Annotated in this window: 18 protein-coding genes and 1 other RNA gene; 16 read left to right on the top strand and 3 right to left on the bottom strand. The window is 44.2% G+C overall.

Features of this window, described 5'->3' with window-relative positions; genetic code table 11:
- Positions 1–8: 8 nt before the first annotated feature.
- Positions 9–2051: a glycoside hydrolase family 13 protein gene (locus tag ACYQ5K_RS08555; RefSeq protein WP_173687956.1), complete on the top strand. Its 2043-nt coding sequence runs from the start codon at positions 9–11 to the stop codon at positions 2049–2051.
- A 284-nt stretch (positions 2052–2335) separates the two neighbouring features.
- Here the strand turns inward: ACYQ5K_RS08555 and ACYQ5K_RS08560 are convergent, their stop codons facing one another.
- Together ACYQ5K_RS08560 and ACYQ5K_RS08565 are read right to left on the bottom strand one after the other, a co-directional pair.
- Complete coding sequence (locus ACYQ5K_RS08560; protein WP_173687955.1) at positions 2336–3586, bottom strand: ammonium transporter; 1251 nt, start codon at positions 3584–3586, stop codon at positions 2336–2338.
- 124 nt (positions 3587–3710) lie between these two features.
- On the bottom strand, positions 3711–4049 hold the full coding sequence (locus ACYQ5K_RS08565) for a P-II family nitrogen regulator (RefSeq protein WP_173687954.1): 339 nt from the start codon (positions 4047–4049) through the stop codon (positions 3711–3713).
- 303 nt (positions 4050–4352) lie between these two features.
- Here ACYQ5K_RS08565 and ACYQ5K_RS08570 point away from each other — a divergent pair, with 303 nt between their 5' ends.
- From ACYQ5K_RS08570 to tadA, 3 genes are all read left to right on the top strand, one after another.
- The gene (locus tag ACYQ5K_RS08570; protein ID WP_173687953.1) at positions 4353–5507 is read left to right on the top strand and encodes a hypothetical protein; all 1155 of its coding nucleotides are present in this window, start codon (positions 4353–4355) and stop codon (positions 5505–5507) included.
- Positions 5508–5627: 120 nt separating this feature from the next.
- A complete protein-coding gene (locus ACYQ5K_RS08575; protein ID WP_173687952.1) occupies positions 5628–6530 on the top strand; it encodes a hypothetical protein in 903 nt (300 codons plus the stop codon).
- On the top strand, positions 6454–6975 hold the full coding sequence (gene tadA / locus ACYQ5K_RS08580; protein WP_195230200.1) for a tRNA adenosine(34) deaminase TadA: 522 nt from the start codon (positions 6454–6456) through the stop codon (positions 6973–6975). Before ACYQ5K_RS08575 ends, tadA begins: the two co-directional genes overlap by 77 nt.
- A gap of 84 nt (positions 6976–7059) precedes the next feature.
- Here tadA and ffs read toward each other — a convergent pair.
- Positions 7060–7323: signal recognition particle sRNA large type (gene ffs / locus ACYQ5K_RS08585), an RNA gene on the bottom strand.
- 136 nt (positions 7324–7459) lie between these two features.
- Between ffs and ACYQ5K_RS08590 the strand changes: the two genes are divergently transcribed.
- From ACYQ5K_RS08590 to atpG, 12 genes are all read left to right on the top strand, one after another.
- Positions 7460–9232 (top strand): B12-binding domain-containing radical SAM protein, encoded by a 1773-nt coding sequence (locus tag ACYQ5K_RS08590; protein ID WP_195230203.1) that lies wholly within the window; start codon positions 7460–7462, stop codon positions 9230–9232.
- Positions 9233–9458: 226 nt separating this feature from the next.
- The gene (locus ACYQ5K_RS08595; RefSeq protein WP_173687949.1) at positions 9459–10967 is read left to right on the top strand and encodes a VanW family protein; all 1509 of its coding nucleotides are present in this window, start codon (positions 9459–9461) and stop codon (positions 10965–10967) included.
- A gap of 53 nt (positions 10968–11020) precedes the next feature.
- Positions 11021–12031, top strand: a complete 1011-nt coding sequence (locus ACYQ5K_RS08600) for an AIR synthase-related protein (protein ID WP_173687948.1) — start codon at positions 11021–11023, stop codon at positions 12029–12031.
- Positions 12024–12521 (top strand): tRNA (cytidine(34)-2'-O)-methyltransferase, encoded by a 498-nt coding sequence (locus tag ACYQ5K_RS08605; RefSeq protein WP_117557510.1) that lies wholly within the window; start codon positions 12024–12026, stop codon positions 12519–12521. Before ACYQ5K_RS08600 ends, ACYQ5K_RS08605 begins: the two co-directional genes overlap by 8 nt.
- 230 nt (positions 12522–12751) lie before the next feature.
- Complete coding sequence (locus ACYQ5K_RS08610; RefSeq protein WP_173687947.1) at positions 12752–12982, top strand: AtpZ/AtpI family protein; 231 nt, start codon at positions 12752–12754, stop codon at positions 12980–12982.
- A gap of 20 nt (positions 12983–13002) precedes the next feature.
- Entirely contained in the window at positions 13003–13398 is a 396-nt protein-coding gene (locus tag ACYQ5K_RS08615; protein ID WP_173687946.1) for an ATP synthase subunit I, read from the top strand.
- Positions 13399–13412: 14 nt separating this feature from the next.
- The gene (atpB, locus tag ACYQ5K_RS08620; RefSeq protein WP_022220233.1) at positions 13413–14132 is read left to right on the top strand and encodes a F0F1 ATP synthase subunit A; all 720 of its coding nucleotides are present in this window, start codon (positions 13413–13415) and stop codon (positions 14130–14132) included.
- A 64-nt stretch (positions 14133–14196) separates the two neighbouring features.
- A complete protein-coding gene (gene atpE, locus ACYQ5K_RS08625; RefSeq protein ID WP_117557506.1) occupies positions 14197–14463 on the top strand; it encodes an ATP synthase F0 subunit C in 267 nt (88 codons plus the stop codon).
- Between the two features lie 41 nt (positions 14464–14504).
- Positions 14505–15020 (top strand): F0F1 ATP synthase subunit B, encoded by a 516-nt coding sequence (gene atpF, locus ACYQ5K_RS08630; protein WP_173687945.1) that lies wholly within the window; start codon positions 14505–14507, stop codon positions 15018–15020.
- Complete coding sequence (atpH, locus tag ACYQ5K_RS08635; protein WP_008370066.1) at positions 15008–15553, top strand: ATP synthase F1 subunit delta; 546 nt, start codon at positions 15008–15010, stop codon at positions 15551–15553. Before atpF ends, atpH begins: the two co-directional genes overlap by 13 nt.
- 36 nt (positions 15554–15589) lie before the next feature.
- Positions 15590–17101: a F0F1 ATP synthase subunit alpha gene (gene atpA, locus ACYQ5K_RS08640; protein ID WP_173687944.1), complete on the top strand. Its 1512-nt coding sequence runs from the start codon at positions 15590–15592 to the stop codon at positions 17099–17101.
- A 10-nt stretch (positions 17102–17111) separates the two neighbouring features.
- A complete protein-coding gene (gene atpG, locus ACYQ5K_RS08645; RefSeq protein WP_173687943.1) occupies positions 17112–17978 on the top strand; it encodes an ATP synthase F1 subunit gamma in 867 nt (288 codons plus the stop codon).
- Positions 17979–17991: the final 13 nt, after the last annotated feature.

Consider the following 17991-nt stretch of genomic DNA (forward strand, 5'->3'; position numbering starts at 1 on the left):
GCTAGATTATGAAAAAAGAAGCATTGTTTTGTGATGGAACAGAGGCGTATGTGAGTCCGCCGGAACCGGAGGCAGGAGATGAACTTCAGTTGTGGTTCCGTACAGCAGCTCACGATGTAGATGAAGTCTATCTGGAAAACCGCGAACTATGCATTCCAATGAACAAAGTAATCTCAAATAAGGCGTTTGACTTTTATGAAGTGAAATACAAATTAGAAGATAAACCATTCCGGTATCATTTTAAGATCAGATCAGGAAATGAGATCTGCTACTATAATAAGTGGGGAGCAGAGAGCAAACTTGTGGATTATTATGATTTTAAAATCGTGCCGGGCTTTACGGCACCGGATTGGGCAAAAGGAGCGGTCATGTATCAGATTTATACAGACCGCTTCTGTAACGGCGACCCGGATAATGATGTACAGACGGGAGAGTACTTTTATATTGGAGAGCAGGTTCATCATGTAGATGACTGGTACCGGGATCCGCAGCCGATGGATGTACGGGAATTTTACGGAGGAGATATCCAGGGGATCATTGATAAACTGGATTACCTGCATGGACTTGGAGTAGAAGTTGTCTATTGTAATCCACTATTTGTATCACCATCTAATCATAAATATGACACACAGGATTACGATTATATTGATCCGCATGTCGGTAAAATTAAAGTCGATGAAGGAAGGCTCCTGGCTCCGGGAGAAAATAACAATATCCATGCGGACCGTTACCGGACAAGAACCACCAGAAAAGAGAATCTGGAAGCAAGTAACCGGCTGTTCATCAAGCTGGTAGAAGAACTCCATAAGAGGGGAATGCGAATCATTATTGACGGCGTATTCAACCATTGTGGTTCTTTCAATAAATGGTTGGACAGAGAGCTGATCTACGAGAGCGCCGATGGTTACGAAGTAGGTGCTTTTGTGTCACCAAAGAGTCCGTACCGGAATTATTTCCTATTCCACCGCACCGGGGAGAATGAATGGCCGGGCAATGGAAGCTATGACGGCTGGTGGGGACACGATACGCTGCCAAAGCTGAATTATGAAGATTCAAAAGAGCTGGAAGAGTATGTTCTTGGTATCGCAAAGAAATGGGTTTCACCGCCGTATAATGTAGACGGATGGAGACTGGATGTTGCAGCAGACCTTGGAAGAAGCAATGAGTATAATCATGAATTCTGGAAGAAATTCCGTAAGGCAGTAAAAGAAGCAAATCCACATGCACTGATCCTTGCCGAGCACTATGGAGATCCAAGTGACTGGCTGCAGGGCGATGAATGGGACAGCGTTATGAATTACGATGCATTTATGGAGCCGGTCACCTGGTTCCTGACCGGGATGGAGAAGCACAGTGATGAATATCGCGGTGATCTTCTCGGAAATGCAGACAATTTTGTGAATGCGATGAAGCATCATATGGCAAATATGATGACACCGTCACTTCAGACGGCGATGAATCAGTTGTCAAACCATGACCATTCCCGTTTCCTGACGCGTACCAACCACAAGGTTGGCCGTGTGGGACAGCTTGGATCGCGTGCGGCAGAAGAAGGGGTAAGCCTTGCAGTTATGCGGGAAGCGATCATCATGCAGATGACCTGGCCGGGAGCACCGACCCTTTATTATGGAGATGAAGCAGGGCTTTGTGGTTTCACGGATCCGGATAACCGGAGAACTTATCCGTGGGGAAGAGAAAAACGGGATCTGATCAATTTCTACCGTGAGATGATCCAGATCCACAGAAAGTCTCTGGCTCTCAGAAAGGGTTCGATCAAGATGCTGAAAGCGGAGCCGGATCTTCTGGCTTACGGAAGATTCTGGGGGAATGAGCAGATCGTGGTTATTATCAATAATTCAGATCATCTGAAGGAAGTAAGAGTTCCGGTATGGCAGGCAGAAGTTGCCGAAGGGCATAATATGGCGCGAGTGATGTATTCTTATGAAGATGGATATATTGGTGAGTTTGAAGAGTATATTGTGAAAGATGGAAATATATCACTGATGATGGGTAAGAAATCAGCAATCGTGTTGAAGAATAAGAAGTGGTAGAATGATGAAGGCAGTTTAAGACATCCGCCGGGCGAGACCTCGGAAAGTCTGGCGACTTTCCTCAGTCGCGTAGCCGCTCACTAAGAAAAAAAGATATAGCCACTGAAATGGAAGAGTTTCAGTGGCTGTTGAATAATGAAGGTAGTTCAAGACATCCGCCGGGCGAGACCTCGGAAAGTCTGACGACTTTCCTCAGTCGCGTAGCCGCTCACTAAGAAAAAAAGATATAGCCACTGAAATGCGAGCATTCCAGTGGCTATATCTTTTTTTCTTACTTCGCCCGGCTATAAACGAAAGTTAAAGTCTGCATAAGCTGAGCAGCCGTGTTCGTGGATATCGAGGCCGTCGAGTTCTTCTTCTTTGGTGACGCGGAGACCTACGGTTTTATCGATGATGGTGAATACGATGATTGCCATTACGAGGACGTAGGCTACGGTTGAAAGGACACCGATTACCTGGGTTTTGAAGGTGTATTCCGGGGAGAAGACTCCGACGAGGATACTTCCTGTGAAACCGCATACGCCGTGGACACTGATCGCACCTACCGGGTCATCGATCTTGGCTACTTTGTCGAAGAATTCTACGGAGAATACGACGAGAACGCCGGCGATGAGTCCGATGATGATTGCGGAGTAGTTGCTGACGGTGTCGCATCCGGCGGTGATTGCTACAAGTCCAGCGAGGGAACCGTTGAATGTCATGGACACATCTGGTTTTCCGTAGCGGATCCAGGTTACAACGAGTGTTGCAAGTGTTGCGGCAGCAGCGGCAAGGTTGGTTGTCATTGCGATATCACCAAGGTTTGTGGAAGCTGCTGTGGTAGAGCCGCAGTTGAAACCGAACCAGCAGAACCAGAGGATAAATACACCGAGTGCGGCAATAGAAAGGTTGTGTCCCGGAATTGCACGGACATTTCCTTCTTTATCATATTTTCCGATACGAGGTCCAAGGATTTTGGCACCTACAAGTGCGCAGATACCACCAACCATGTGGACTGCTGTGGAACCGGCAAAATCGTGGAATCCCATCTGGGAGAGCCAGCCACCGCCCCAGATCCAGTGACCTGTTACCGGGTAGATGAAAATACTGATCGCTGCACTATATAATAAGTAAGCAAGGAACTTTGTACGTTCTGCCATGGAACCGGATACGATGGTAGCGGCTGTAGCACAGAATACAGTATGGAAAATGAGGAAGACTCCGATCGGAAGTCCGTTAAAGAGTCCGTCGGCATCGGCAAGTGTTGTCGGATTAAAAAATCCTTTGACACCGATGATTCCGTTCCAGTCTGTTCCGTGCATGATGGCAAATCCGAAGATAAAGAAGAACAAACTTCCAAGTACGAAGTCCATCATATTTTTCATAAGAATGTTTCCAGTATTTTTGGCGCGTGTGAAACCGGCTTCACACATTGCGAAACCAGCCTGCATAAAGTAAACAAGCGTTGCGCCGACAATTGTCCAGACGACATTTAACAGTAGTTCAGTGGCGGCGGTTGCATCCATTCCGCCTGCAATTAAATCAGATAATCCCATATTTAACATCCTCCATTTCAAATAAAAAGGATAGCTGCAATGAATGATCTACAGGCAGTTCATTTGCAGTTATCCTCTTTGATAACAATATTCAACACTATTTTGATTCACATATATTTTTTGGCTAAAGAGCAGCAGATCCACGTTCGCCTGTACGGATTCTTACTGCATCCTGTACTTCATAAACGAAAATCTTACCATCGCCGTAAGCGCCGGTTTTGATCTCTTCGACAATCTTCTGGATCAGAGGTTCTGCAACCTCCGGATCAACAACAGTTTCTACTTTAATCTTAGGAAGAAGATTTACGCTGTACTCAGCACCGCGGTAAATTTTCTTGTGTCCTTTCTGATTACCATATCCCATAATGTTACTGATCATAACACCGCTGGCATTGGAAGCGTCCAGGATTGCCTTCAGGGCTTCCAGTTTTTCCGGCTGGATAACGATTTCTAGTTTTTTCATAACTGATTCCCTCCTTCTCATTCTAAAAGAAAGAACAAAAAAGGCGCTCCCTTCATAAGTGGGAACGCCTTCGTTCTTGATACGCTTTATTATAGCGACTGATTTTGATTTGTCAAATTATTTTTTGAAAAAATACAAAAAAAATGGCGCATTTATTAGGTGTTGACGGATAAAATGTCATTTGCTAGAATAAAAGATAAGTGAAAAAGATTCCTTTATCAAGAAAGATTTAAGTTAACAAAGCAATAAGTCTGTATTTAGAAAGAAGATATATTTATACGGGGAGAAAAGGAGGAAAAATACATGATTAGTCTCACATTCGGGGAGCAGGTAAAAATTGTTTTAAGCAGAAAAGATATGACGATTAAAGAGCTTGCGGAAGAAATCGAAGCAAGAACCGGGAAAAAGATGTCCCGTCAGAATCTGACACAGCGGCTTGGCAGAGATAATTTTCAGGAGCAGGATATGCGTATGATCGCAGACATTCTTGGATGCCCGTTCCAGCTCAGTATTCTGGGAAATGCGGATTCAGAGAAAGCAGATTCTGATGAAGATGAGATGGCGACCGGAAGAGAGCTTGAGAAGCTTGCAGCGAAAAAGGAAAGAAAAGCTGCGAAAGAAGAGGCAAAGAAGAGTGTAGAACGTGATATTACGGTTGGCGAGTTTGTAGATATGCTCGAGGAGACCGGTGCGGAACCAGAGGAAGAAGCGGTACAGATGGAACTGGAACTGGATGCGGCAGAGCCGGTTGCAGAAGAAGCAGAGACTCAGGAAGTATATGAAGAATCTGAAGAGGCAGAAGATGCTGCAGATTCAGAAGATACTGTGGCGACAGAAGCTTTGGAAGAGGAGGTTCCGACAGAAGAAGCAGAGCCATACACAGAACCGGAAGAAGTTCTTGAAGCAGCTGAAGAAGTAATTCCAGAAGAGGTTTCCGAACCAGTTTATACGGAAGAAACTGCAGATATAGCGGAAGTGCAGGCAGACGATACTGTATATGAGGAACAGCCAGCTTGTACAGAACAGCCAGTGGATGCGGAAGCAGCATATCAGGAGCAGCCGGCTGATGAAGAGAACCAGGCAGAAGCTGACCAGACAGAAGAACCGGCAGCGGAAGAGGTTCACGAGGAGAAGCATTCTCCGTTTTCAAAGCTCACAAAGCTGATCACTCCGAAAAAGGAAAAGAAATCTTCCGGATGGCCGCAGGATTTCCAGCCGATCAAGCGTCGGGAGGATATTGATGAAGATCTGGTAAATGGAGATGTGAACCCATATACCGGACATGAGTATCGGACAAACAGTGTGCGTATGCATCCACACAGAATCGGTTATGTACAGGTATATGACCGGAAAGATCACAAGTGGACAGATATGACAGAGTGGGCGTTCCTTGGGGTAGAAGAGCGAAAGAAAGCTACGATGGGAAAAGACTACGAGCCACCGATTTATCTGGATTAATCACCGAGTTATTTGTCAGAGCGGAAGATTCCGCTCTGATTTTTTAAAAATGGTAATTTTTACCGGAAAGTCAGAATAGTTTAGAACAGGCAGTTAGAAGGAAGGTGCAGGTGCTAGATTATGAAAAGATTTATCCGGTACTTATATGAATATCAGAATGGAAAAAGGACAAGAAATACAGGATTTGTGAAGGTTCTTGAACAGACAGATACAGCGGAAATCCAGATTTATGGGAGAGGATTTCCGGTGGCAGGAGGACGTACACTGGAAATATATCTCTTTTATGAAGAGGATGGCAAGTGTATTGGAATCCGGATGGGAGAGATCAGAGGCGCACAGGCGGCATTTGGCTACAAGCTGATTTATACGACAGACGATGTGGGAGGAGATGGACAGTTTGGCAAGATTGGTGGAATGATCCTTCGGACTGGAAACGGAGCGGATGCAGGATATTACGGAGCAGTCTGGGATGAGGCGAGACCGGTAGATGTTAGCAGGATGATTACGGAAGATAAAAACACAGATGCAGTTAGGAAATCGAAAAGCAATCCAAATGTGCCGGAAGAAAGAAACTCTCAGAACGCAAATTCAGATTTACCACCAAAAACCACAAAGGATATCATCTATAAGATCACCCGACAGGAGATTGCCGGACTTCCGCGAAAGGAATGGAAGCTTGCGAATAATCATTTTCTTCTCCATGGATATTATAATTACCATCATCTGGTATCATTTGAAAAAGAAGGGAAATGCTGGATTGGGGTTCCGGGACTTTATTTTCCGGGTGAGCAGCGGGCGGCAGGAGCATTCGGATTCAATCAGTTCATGAAGCCGTCTGATGGTGAACTGGATCTGGAAGAATATGAAATTGAAGATGAAGAACATTTCGGTTACTGGTGCAGACCGGTAGGGGCAGTGATTCGAAAAGAAATAAAGGAGAAGGAAGATGCGGCAGATATTGACCGAAGACGAAAAATACATGAAGGAAGCGATCCGTCAGGCGAAAAAAGCATGGAAGATTGAGGAAGTGCCGATTGGGTGTGTGATCGTATATCAGGGAAAAATTATCGGACGAGGATACAACAGGCGGACAACAGATAAGAATCCCCTTGCACATGCAGAAATTACTGCGATCAAAAAGGCAAGCAAGGTAATGGGCGACTGGCGTCTGGAAGAATGCACCTTGTATGTGACGCTGGAACCATGTCAGATGTGCTCCGGAGCCATTGTACAGGCAAGGATTCCACGAGTGGTTGTTGGATGTATGAATCCGAAAGCGGGATGTGCCGGTTCTATACTGAATCTTCTACAGGTGGAAGCGTTTAATCATCAGTCAGAGCTTACGACAGGAGTTCTGGAAGAAGAATGCTCACAGATGATGAAGAGCTTTTTCAAGGAACTGCGCAAGAAGCAGAAGATGAAAAAGAAAGAACAGGAATCAGCAAATATGCCGGAAGAAAACCATTAATCGAAGAACCTGTTAAAGGCAGGTTCTATTGCATGAAAAAAAGCTACGGAAGCAAAATCCGTAGCTTTTGTAATTTCCTTTTTTCTGTGCGCTGTGCGTCGAACTAAAGCCTACCAAACGTTACTCTGGCTGTAAACTCAACCCAGGCTACCTTACGGCACCCGAGAGGTTCTGCTTAGTGCTGCTTCGTTCCCGACCTGACACGGTTCACAGAGTCCCGCCGCGTAAGACCCAAATCTCAACGCCACAAACCAGAGGCAGCTTTGACAAGTAAAGCCCTCGGCACAGCATCACCCCCACTATAGCGGATTGTAGGTACAGGGTACCGCTAGCACCCCGGCTGCACAGAACATTATTTTACCGTGTTTTTGTGAAAATGTCAATGTATCTGAGGAGATTTTATTTTATCATTTTAGTTTACGCCAATCTGAAAATGGAGTATGATACTAAAGATAAAACTTTTTGGAAACGGAAAGGAAACGATATGAAAGTACTTTTAGGTGCAGTCAATGCGAAATATATACATTCCAATCTGGCAGTCTACTGTCTGAAAGCATATGCGGAAAAGTATGGTGATGCGTCAGATGAGATCAGTATTGGAGAATATACGATCAATCAGCAGCTCGATGAAATTCTGCGGGATATCTACAAAAGGAAGCCGGACATGCTCTGTCTGTCCTGCTATATCTGGAATCTTACTTATATTGAAGAGATCTGCAGGGAGATCAAGAAGGTGATGCCGCAGATCATCATCTGGATAGGCGGACCGGAGGTGTCTTATGATGGAGTAAAGGTGCTGGAGCGTCTGCCAGAAGTGGATGGCGTCATGAAAGGAGAAGGGGAGCAGACTTTCTGCGATCTTTTACACTTTTACCAGAACAAGACAGCGGACGGACTTCAGAATATGAAAGGAATCGTTTACCGGGAACAGACCGGGCAGATTGTGGAAAATGAATGGCGCAAGACCATGGATCTGAGTAAGGTTCCGTTTGTATATGAGAATATGGAGCTTTTTGAACATAAGATTATTTATTATGAGACAAGCCGCGGATGTCCGTTTTCGTGCAGTTATTGTCTTTCTTCTATAGATAAGTGTCTGCGGTTCCGTGATCTGGAACTGGTAAAAAAAGAACTGCAGTTTTTTATCGATCATAAAGTACCTCAGGTTAAATTTGTAGACCGTACATTTAACTGCAAACATGGTCACGCCATGACAGTCTGGCGTTATATCAAAGAGCATGATAACGGCATTACCAATTTCCATTTTGAGGTTGCGGCAGACCTTTTGAATGAAGAAGAAATGGAATTGATAAAAACCATGCGGCCAGGGCTGATCCAGCTGGAAATCGGTGTGCAGTCTACCAACCTGGATACGATACGTGAGATTCACCGGACAATGAAATTTGAACAGGTTGCAGAAGTGGTAAGGAGAATCAATTCTTATGGTAATGTACATCAGCACCTGGATCTGATCGCAGGACTGCCGTATGAAGATTATGAAAGCTTTGGAAAATCCTTTGATGATGTTTATGCACTGGAACCGGAGCAGCTGCAGCTTGGTTTTCTGAAAGTGCTGAAGGGTTCTTATATGGAAGAGAAGAAAGACGACTACGGACTGGTTTATAAAGGAATGCCACCGTATGAAGTTTTGTATACAAAGTGGCTTCCATATGAGGATACCCTGCGCCTGAAAGGGATCGAGGAAATGGTGGAGACTTACTATAACAGCAGGCAGTTCTGTTACACGCTTCCTTATCTGATCCGACAATTTAAAAGACCATTTACGCTTTTTGAAAAGCTGGCAGAGTATTATGAAGAAAATGGGCTGGATACCTTAAGTCATGCACGCACGGCAAGATATGAGATCCTGTATGATTTTGCAAGGTTTTATGATGCAGAAAGATGTGAGGCGTATAAGCAGCTTCTGACACTGGACTTTTATCTGAGAGAGAATGCAAAGAGCCGTCCGTTATTTGCAGGCGATGAGCGGATTTCCAAAGAAGAGTTCCGTCTGTTCTATGACCGTGAGGATGAAGAGAGGCGTTATTTGGAAAATTATGAAAATATGGAGAAGCGGCAGCTTAGAAAAATGACGCATATCGAGAGGTTTTCTTATGATGTTCTGGGGGATATGAAAGAGGAAGAATGTGTGCTTCTGTTTGACTACCAGAACCGGAACCCGCTGGATCATCAGGCAAAGGTGTTTCGTGTTACAGAGGAAATCCGGGAATTATGTAAACAGGAGGGATCCCGGTAGAGGAACAGTGATTCGGCAGCAAAGGCAACTGACAGTACCAAGGGATATCTTGAAAAAAGAAATGAAAAAGTATAGAATGAAAACAAATGTGTGATTTGAGGTGAAAAAAGTGTTTAATCCAAAACAGACACGTAAGATAGCGGCAGTGATTATTCTTGTTGTGATTGTTGCAATGGTAGCAACATCAATTATTCCATATATCATATAACATCAGGAGGATTTTTTGATGGCGGCACAAAAGAAAAAGAGACAGTTAAGTAAAAAGGCACAAAAGCGTATCCGGCAGAGAAATCTGCATGTAGGGATTACGGTTATTGCAGCCATCGTAATTATTTTCTCCGTGATTCAGTTCACATTATGGCGGTATGTGAGCAAGGTGGATGAGGAGCATATCTGCAAAAATGTTTTTATTGGGAAGACAGATGTATCCGGGATGACCAAGGAAGAGGCAGTGAAAGCGGTAAACAATACACTTGGAGATTATCGGAATAAGCAGCTTGTACTGAAGGTAAAAGATCAGGGCGCAGATGTGTCAATCGAGGAAATGGGAGCGGAAGTAGAAAATATTGATAAGCTTGCAGAAAAGGCGGTCGGATACGGAAAAAATGGAAGCATCTGGAACCGCTATCGGAAGATACATAATTTGAATAAGAAGAAATATGTTATAGATGAAAGCTTTAAAGTTGATGAAGCAAAACTCAGAGAGCTGATCCAGGAACGTGCGGTTCCGCTGGAACAGAAAGCGGTCAATGCATCGGCATCCTATAATGGAAGCGGATTTAATCTGACAGATGAAGCAGAAGGTTATACGGTTGATGTAGATAAATCTGTGAAGAAGATTAAGAACTTCATGAATAAAAAATGGAATTACGAGGACGCAGAAGTCGAGTTAAAGCTGGATACGGAAAAGCCGACGATTAAAAAGACAGATCTGGAGTCTCTGCAGGATGAGCTTGGCTCTTATACAACAAACGCCGGATGGGGAGATCGTGTGCAGAACCTGAGACGTGCAGCAGAACTGATCAACGGAACTGTTGTTATGCCGGGAGAAGAATTTTCGGTGGAACAGGCCACACTTCCTTACACAGAAGAGAATGGCTATGTGGCAGGAAGTGCCTATGAGAACGGACAGATTGTAGAAAGTATCGGAGGCGGACTGTGTCAGGTATCGACGACGCTTTATAATGCGGTTCTTTATGCGGAACTGGAGGTCACCCAGCGCGCACCGCATTCCATGAGTGTCAGCTATGTAGAACCATCAAGGGATGCAATGATAGCGGAAGGAATCAGTGATTTTAAATTTGTTAATAATTATGATACACCAATTCTGATTGAAGGTTATATTGACGGTAACAACCAGCTTGGCTTTTATATTTACGGAAAAGATACCAGAGATGCGGGACATTCTGTAGAATTTGAGAGTGAGACACTGGAAACGACAAAGTATACGACAAAATATGTAGAAGATACGGAAAGCGCAGTCGGCTCACAGGAAACAGAAGGAACCGGAATGGACGGAAGTACAGCAAGACTCTGGAAAGTTACTTATGAAAACGGAGAAGAAGTCAGTCGGGAAGTAATCAATAACAGTACTTATCAGACTTCAGATGTTACTGTGAAAGTCGGTACAAAATCAGATAATGCAGAGGCAACGAAACTGGTGAAAGAAGCAATTGCAACACAGGATCAGGAGAAGATCGATGCGGCGATCAGCAAGGCATCTACTCTGAAGTAATAAAAAGCAGGAATCTGCCACAAAAAATGGCAGGAGAGAAAGAGGATAAAGATATGAAAGCAGGAAGAGTGTCACAGACTGTCTATCGGCGTTCAGTTTTAAAACAGATACAGGATAATATAGAAGATACAGCTCTTTTAAAACCATCACAGGAAGAAACCTGTTATGTGGCAGATGAAAATGAAGAGCGGCTTACGATCGCAACAGATGTTTCGTTAGCCGGAAATGAAAAAGATCTTGGTGTATTTGCCATAGCGCAGGTGGTGAATCAGCTGGCTTCAAGAGGGGCGAGGGCATATGGAATCAGTGTACGGATCATGCTTCCGACGTTTGCCTATGAGTCCAGATTAAAAGCGATGATGATGGAGATTTCGGAGATATGTAAAGAAAAAAGTCTCAGGATTTTCTTTGCGGATGCGCAAAGTGTAAATGGGATCCAGACGAGTATTGTTCATGTAACAGCACACGGTGAGGCAAAAAAAGAACAGCTGCTTGCGAGCAGATCGGCAAAAGCAGGAGAAGAGATAGTCCTGGTTAAATGGGTTGGTATGGAAGGAACCTTACGGATCATGCGGGAAGAAGGGGCGGCTCTGGCAGAGCGGTTTGCGCCGGGATTCTTAAATAAGCTGGAAGATATGAGAGATGAAATTTTCAGTGACAGGGCAATGGAGATTGCCGGTCGGAACGGGGTGTCAGCGATGCATCCGATCGGAGAAGGAGGGATTCTTGCAGCACTTTGGGATATGGCAGAAGGTGCAGGAATTGGACTTTCAGTAGAGATGAAGAAAATGACGGTACGTCAGGAAACGATAGAAGTCTGTGAAGTATTTCATCTGAATCCTTATCAGCTTACCAGTACAGGAGCGGTTCTTATGGTGACACCGAAGGGTGAAGAACTAAAGGAAAGACTGAAAAGGGAAGGTATTCCGGCAGAGATCATCGGACACACGACAGAAGGAAACGAGCGGATCATCTGGGGTGGGGGAGAAAAAAGATTTCTCGACAGACCGGCACCGGACGAATTGGCACGAATTTACGAAATGAAGGAGAATGCAAATGCTTAATATTGTACTTTTTGAACCGGAAATCCCGGCAAATACCGGAAATATCGGAAGGACCTGTGTGGCGACGAATACCCGACTTCATCTGATCGAGCCACTTGGTTTCCGGTTAAATGAAAAGAACCTGAAACGGGCAGGGATGGATTACTGGGAACATCTGGATGTGACAACTTATATTGATTACCGGGATTTTATGGAAAAGAATCCGGGAGCGAAGATTTACATGGCAACTACAAAATCACCGAATCTTTATACGGATGTTAAATATGAACCGGACTGCTATATCATGTTCGGAAAAGAAAGTGCAGGGATTCCGGAAGAAATCCTCTGCCACCACAAGGAAGACAGCATCCGGATTCCGATGATCGGAGATATCCGTTCGCTGAATCTTGGAAATTCGGTTGCGATCGTGTTATATGAAGCACTCCGGCAGAATGGGTTTGCCGGAATGAATACAGAAGGACATCTCCACAGACTGGAATGGGATGAATAAAAAAGTGCTGCAAGGCTAAAAACGTTTTGCAGCACTTTTACTATTGTGAAAAAATGACTATATAAAATATTTTAAATAATCAACGCATTTATTGACATTTATTGGTAAAAGTGATGACAATATTTGGAAATTGTATAAGAAAAAATACAATCGCATGTAAAACGGTGGACATATTTCATAAAAAAGGATATAATAAATGGAAAGTGATATAGAGAATGGAGATAAGTATCATGAAATATAAACAAAGCGTATTTAAAACCTTTGCACTCATCAGTCAGTTAGGCATCAGTATACTGATTCCCATTTTGCTATGCACTTTTTTTGGTACATGGCTGGAAAAGAAGGTTTCTTTTCCAGTTTTTATCCCTTTGGTGATAATGGGTGTATTGGCAGGTCTGCGCAATGCATGGGTACTTGCCAGACATGCGAATGAAGATCCGGAAGACAAAAACAAAAATTGAGCAGGGAGGAATGAAACAACATGAGTAAGACAGACAATACCGTACTGAAGGATATGATCATCATTATGCTTCTGTATGGAATAATCGCACAGATTGTATGTCTGATTATCCCAGGGGATCATCTGAGAATGACAGCAGGGCTTTGGATCGGGGTGGCTGCAGGTGTTTTCATGGTAATCCATATGAAAAACTCGTTGGATGAGGCGGTACTTTATGGAGAACAGGAAGCACAGAGATACATGCAGAAATCTTACGCGATAAGATATCTGGTTGTAGTTGTAGTATTTATAGCCGTCAGCTGGCTTCGGATTGCGAATGTACTTACACTGTTTGCAGGAATTATGAGTTTAAAGCTTGCGGCATATTTGCAGCCAATTATGCATAAGCTTTTCGCTAAATTCAAAAAAACTAAGTAAAGGAGGTAGAGCGCGTGGGGAACAGCTTAGGAATGCTGGCAGCTAAGGAGCCGGATTTTCAAATTCACGGTCTCGTTAAATTCCAGTTATTTGGGCAGGAGTTATGGCTCACCACTACACATGTCAGCATATTGATCGTAGCGTTATTACTGCTGATTTTTGCGTTGGTTGTCCGAGCTAAGCTGAGCGATGCCGAAGGCAAACCCGGAACCCTGCAGAATATTGCCGAGCTTATTGTTGAGATGCTTGACAATATGGTAAAAGGAAGCATGGGGAAAAACGGACTGGCGTTCCGGAATTATATCGGGTCTTTGTTTTTGTTTTTGATTGTGGCAAACCTATCGGGACTTTTGGGGCTTAGGCCACCAACTGCAGATTATGGTGTAACACTTCCACTTGGACTTATCACATTTGTGCTGATTCAGTTCAATAACATCAAATACAACAAAATTGAGGCATTTACAGGCCTGTTCAAACCACTGCCGTTCTTGTTCCCAATCAATCTGATCGGGGAGATCGCAGCACCATTTTCCATCTCACTTCGTCTGTTTGGAAATGTGTTGTCCGGTACTGTAATCATGGGACTTATCTACGGTCTTCTGTATAAGATCGCATGGGCATGGCCGGGATTTTTACACATCTATTTCGATGTGTTCTCGGGAGCAATTCAGGCATATGTATTCTGTATGCTGACGATGGTATATATCAATGACAAGATGCCGTCAGCGGAGTAAAAAGCAAACTGGGATCTAAGTTCAGACAGTATCAGGTTTGCAGTGATTAAGGAGGAAAATTATTATGGGTAATATTTCAAATGAAGCTTTAGTTTTAGCGTGTTCAGCAATCGGCGCAGGACTTGCGATGATCGCAGGTATTGGTCCTGGTGTAGGACAGGGTATTGCAGCAGGTCATGGTGCATCTGCAGTAGGACGTAACCCGGGAGCAAGATCAGACATCACGTCTACAATGCTTTTAGGACAGGCAGTAGCAGAGACAACAGGTCTGTACAGTTTGGTTATTGCACTTATTCTCTTGTTCGCAAACCCGCTTCTTGGAAAGCTGTAAAAAGGGTTTTGCCTGTAAAATAAGAGAAAGGAGGCAACGCCTTGGAACGTTTGTTTAATCTGGATGCGCAGCTTCTTTTTGATGCCTGTGTCATGGCACTCAGTATGCTTGTCATGTTCACGTTTCTGTCATATCTGCTTTTCAAACCGGTAAGAAAACTTCTGGAAGACAGAAAGCAGAGAGTTGCTGATGAACAGGAGTCAGCAAAGAATGACCGGAAAGAGGCAGCCGTTTACAAAGAAGAATACGAACAGAAATTAAAAGAAATCGATAAAGAGGCGCAGGTTATTCTCAGTGAAGCACGGAAAAAAGCGATGAAGACCGAAAATGAAATTGTTGCAGAAGCAAAAGAAGAAGCAGCAAGGATCATCACACGTGCCAATAATGAGATCGAACTGGAACGGAAGCGTGCGCTTGATGATATGAAGCAGGAGATGATCTCCATTGCATCAGCAATGGCAGGTAAAGTAGTAGCAGCTTCGATCGATACCAGTGTACAGGATGAATTGATCGAAGAGACATTAAAAGAAATGGGAGAACAGACATGGCTAAGCTAGTATCAAAGGTATATGGTGACGCCCTGTTTGAAGCTGCCCGTGACTGCGGAAAAATGGATGAGATATTCGAGGAAGTACAGAGTATCGGAGTGATCCTCGAAGAAAATGCAGAGCTTCAGAAGATTCTCGGAAATCCGAGAGTTATGCGTGAAGACAAAGAGCAGATGATCGAGACGATTTTCCGCGGACGTGTTTCAAATGAGATTGTAGAGCTGATGAAGCTGATGATCGAAAAAGGGCGCTACAGCAAGATTGATTCTGTATTTGAATATTTTATCGGACTTGTAAAAGAAGAAAAGAAAATCGGGATTGCATATATCGCTACAGCAGTAGAACTGAGCGAGGCACAGAAAGAAGCAGTCATGCAGCGGCTTCTTCAGACGACAAAATATGAATCCTTTGAGATGAATTATCAGGTAGATGCTTCTCTGATCGGCGGAATGGTGATCCGTATCGGTGACAGAGTTGTGGATACAAGTATTAAGACAAAGCTGTATGAACTGTCAAAGAGCCTGAAGAAAATTCAGGTATAGCAGTTAGAATTAGTAGAAAGAAGGTGGATTCGCTCCATGAATTTAAGACCAGAAGAAATAAGTTCTGTAATAAAAGAACAGATTGAAAGATATTCCTCTGAGCTGAACGTATCGGATGTCGGAACGGTTATTCAGGTGGCAGATGGTATTGCGCGTGTCCACGGCCTTGAAAATGCAATGCAGGGTGAACTTTTGGAGTTCCCTTCAGAAGTATACGGAATGGTTCTGAACCTGGAAGAGGACAACGTAGGTGCTGTTCTTCTTGGAGATCATAAGAATATCAATGAAGGTGATACTGTAAAGACAACCGGACGAGTTGTAGAGGTTCCGGTAGGCGACTGTATGCTTGGCCGTGTAGTTAATGCACTTGGACAGCCAATCGATGGAAAAGGACCGATCCAGGCAACCAGGCATCGTCAGATCGAGCGTGTGGCACCGGGTGTTATTTCCCGTAAGTCAGTAGATACACCGCTTCAGACAGGTATTAAAGCGATCGACTCCATGGTTCCGATCGGCCGTGGACAGAGAGAGCTGATCATCGGTGACAGACAGACCGGTAAGACAGCGATCGCAATCGATACGATCATCAACCAGAAAGGGCAGGGCGTAAAGTGTATTTATGTAGCAATCGGTCAGAAAGCTTCGACCGTAGCTTCCCTTGTTAAGACTCTGGAGACCTTTGGGGCAATGGATTATACAACTGTAGTTGTGTCAACAGCCAGTGAGCTTGCACCACTGCAGTACATCGCACCGTATTCAGGATGTGCGATGGGAGAAGAATGGATGGAGAACGGAGATGACGTACTGATCGTTTATGATGATCTGTCCAAACATGCAACTGCATACCGTACCCTTTCCTTACTTCTGAAACGTCCACCTGGACGTGAGGCTTATCCGGGAGATGTATTCTATCTGCATTCAAGACTTCTTGAAAGAGCAGCCCGTCTTTCGGATGAACTTGGCGGAGGTTCACTTACTGCACTTCCGATTATCGAGACACAGGCAGGTGACGTATCAGCATACATTCCTACCAACGTTATTTCCATCACAGACGGACAGATTTATCTGGAAACAGAGATGTTCAACTCTGGTTTCAGACCGGCCGTTAATGCCGGACTTTCTGTATCCCGTGTAGGTGGATCGGCACAGATCAAGGCGATGAAGAAGATCGCTGGTACAATCCGTATCGATCTGGCACAGTATCGTGAGCTGGCATCCTTTGCACAGTTCGGATCGGAACTGGATGCAGAGACTTCCGAACGTCTGGCACAGGGAGTCCGGATCAAAGAGATCCTGAAACAGCCGCAGTACCAGCCGATGCCGGTAGAATACCAGATTATTATCATTTATGCAGCAGTTAAGAAGCTTCTTCTTGATATTGCGGTAGAAGATATTCTGACTTTTGAAAGCGGACTTTTTGATTATATTAAGACAAAATATCCGGAAATTCCGGAATCTATCAAGAATGACAAAGTGCTGAAAGAAGAAGTAGAAGAAGCTCTCAGAAAAGCAATCGGAGAATATAAAGAACAATTTCAGGCAAGGTAGGTGATACAAAGTGGCATCTATGAGAGATATCAAGCGTCGCCGTACCAGTGTACAGAGCACGCAGCAGATTACAAAAGCCATGAAACTTGTCTCTACCGTAAAGCTGCAGAAAGCAAGAACCCGGGCAGAAGAATCAAAGCCGTATTTTGACTGTATGTATGCAACAATGACCTCTCTGCTTGCAAAGGCAGGGAATATCAATCATCCATATCTGAAAGCAGATGATTCGAAGAAGAAAGCAGTCATTGTTGTAACATCTAATCGTGGACTGGCAGGTGGATATAACTCCAATGTAGTGAAGATGGTGACTGAAAATGAAGCCTTTACGAAGGAGAATATCCGGATCTATGCAGTTGGAGGAAAAGGACTGGAACTTCTGAAACACAAAGGATATGATATTGTCGCTGATTATTCAGAGATGATCGAAGAACCGTCCTATGATGATGCGAAGAGTATCACAAAAAGACTTCTGACAGATTTTGAAAATGGTGAGATTGGTGAGATCTATCTGATCTACACATTTTTCAAAAATACGGTAAGTCACATTCCGACGATGATCAAAGTCCTTCCGGCAGAGGTGCAGGAAGAAGCGGGAGAAGAGGATGCAAAGGCGCAGCTTACACCGATGAACTTTGAACCGGAAGCGGAAGAGGCAATCAGCCTTCTTGTTCCGAAATATATCAGCAGCATTCTGTATGGCGCATTTGTGGAAGCAGTTGCCAGTGAGAACGGTGCACGTATGCAGGCGATGGATTCGGCAACCAGCAATGCGGAAGAGATGATAGATGATTTGGAATTGAAATATAACAGAGCACGTCAGGGTGCGATCACACAGGAACTTACCGAGATCATTGCCGGAGCAGAGGCAATCGGATAAATACAGGTTTCTG

The organism is Allocoprococcus similis, assembly GCF_054660775.1.

What these genes read in the sequence shown, in the direction of transcription:
- ACYQ5K_RS08565 (WP_173687954.1), bottom strand. Translation starts at nt 4,049, where the DNA reads ATGAAAAAACTAGAAATCGTTATCCAGCCGGAAAAACTGGAAGCCCTG.
- atpH (WP_008370066.1), top strand. Translation starts at nt 15,008, where the DNA reads ATGGCTAAGCTAGTATCAAAGGTATATGGTGACGCCCTGTTTGAAGCT.
- ACYQ5K_RS08560 (WP_173687955.1), bottom strand. Translation starts at nt 3,586, where the DNA reads ATGGGATTATCTGATTTAATTGCAGGCGGAATGGATGCAACCGCCGCC.
- atpA (WP_173687944.1), top strand. Translation starts at nt 15,590, where the DNA reads ATGAATTTAAGACCAGAAGAAATAAGTTCTGTAATAAAAGAACAGATT.
- ACYQ5K_RS08575 (WP_173687952.1), top strand. Translation starts at nt 5,628, where the DNA reads ATGAAAAGATTTATCCGGTACTTATATGAATATCAGAATGGAAAAAGG.
- ACYQ5K_RS08605 (WP_117557510.1), top strand. Translation starts at nt 12,024, where the DNA reads ATGCTTAATATTGTACTTTTTGAACCGGAAATCCCGGCAAATACCGGA.
- ACYQ5K_RS08570 (WP_173687953.1), top strand. Translation starts at nt 4,353, where the DNA reads ATGATTAGTCTCACATTCGGGGAGCAGGTAAAAATTGTTTTAAGCAGA.
- ACYQ5K_RS08615 (WP_173687946.1), top strand. Translation starts at nt 13,003, where the DNA reads ATGAGTAAGACAGACAATACCGTACTGAAGGATATGATCATCATTATG.
- ACYQ5K_RS08595 (WP_173687949.1), top strand. Translation starts at nt 9,459, where the DNA reads ATGGCGGCACAAAAGAAAAAGAGACAGTTAAGTAAAAAGGCACAAAAG.
- ACYQ5K_RS08600 (WP_173687948.1), top strand. Translation starts at nt 11,021, where the DNA reads ATGAAAGCAGGAAGAGTGTCACAGACTGTCTATCGGCGTTCAGTTTTA.
- tadA (WP_195230200.1), top strand. Translation starts at nt 6,454, where the DNA reads ATGCGGCAGATATTGACCGAAGACGAAAAATACATGAAGGAAGCGATC.
- ACYQ5K_RS08555 (WP_173687956.1), top strand. Translation starts at nt 9, where the DNA reads ATGAAAAAAGAAGCATTGTTTTGTGATGGAACAGAGGCGTATGTGAGT.
- ACYQ5K_RS08610 (WP_173687947.1), top strand. Translation starts at nt 12,752, where the DNA reads ATGAAATATAAACAAAGCGTATTTAAAACCTTTGCACTCATCAGTCAG.
- ACYQ5K_RS08590 (WP_195230203.1), top strand. Translation starts at nt 7,460, where the DNA reads ATGAAAGTACTTTTAGGTGCAGTCAATGCGAAATATATACATTCCAAT.
- atpE (WP_117557506.1), top strand. Translation starts at nt 14,197, where the DNA reads ATGGGTAATATTTCAAATGAAGCTTTAGTTTTAGCGTGTTCAGCAATC.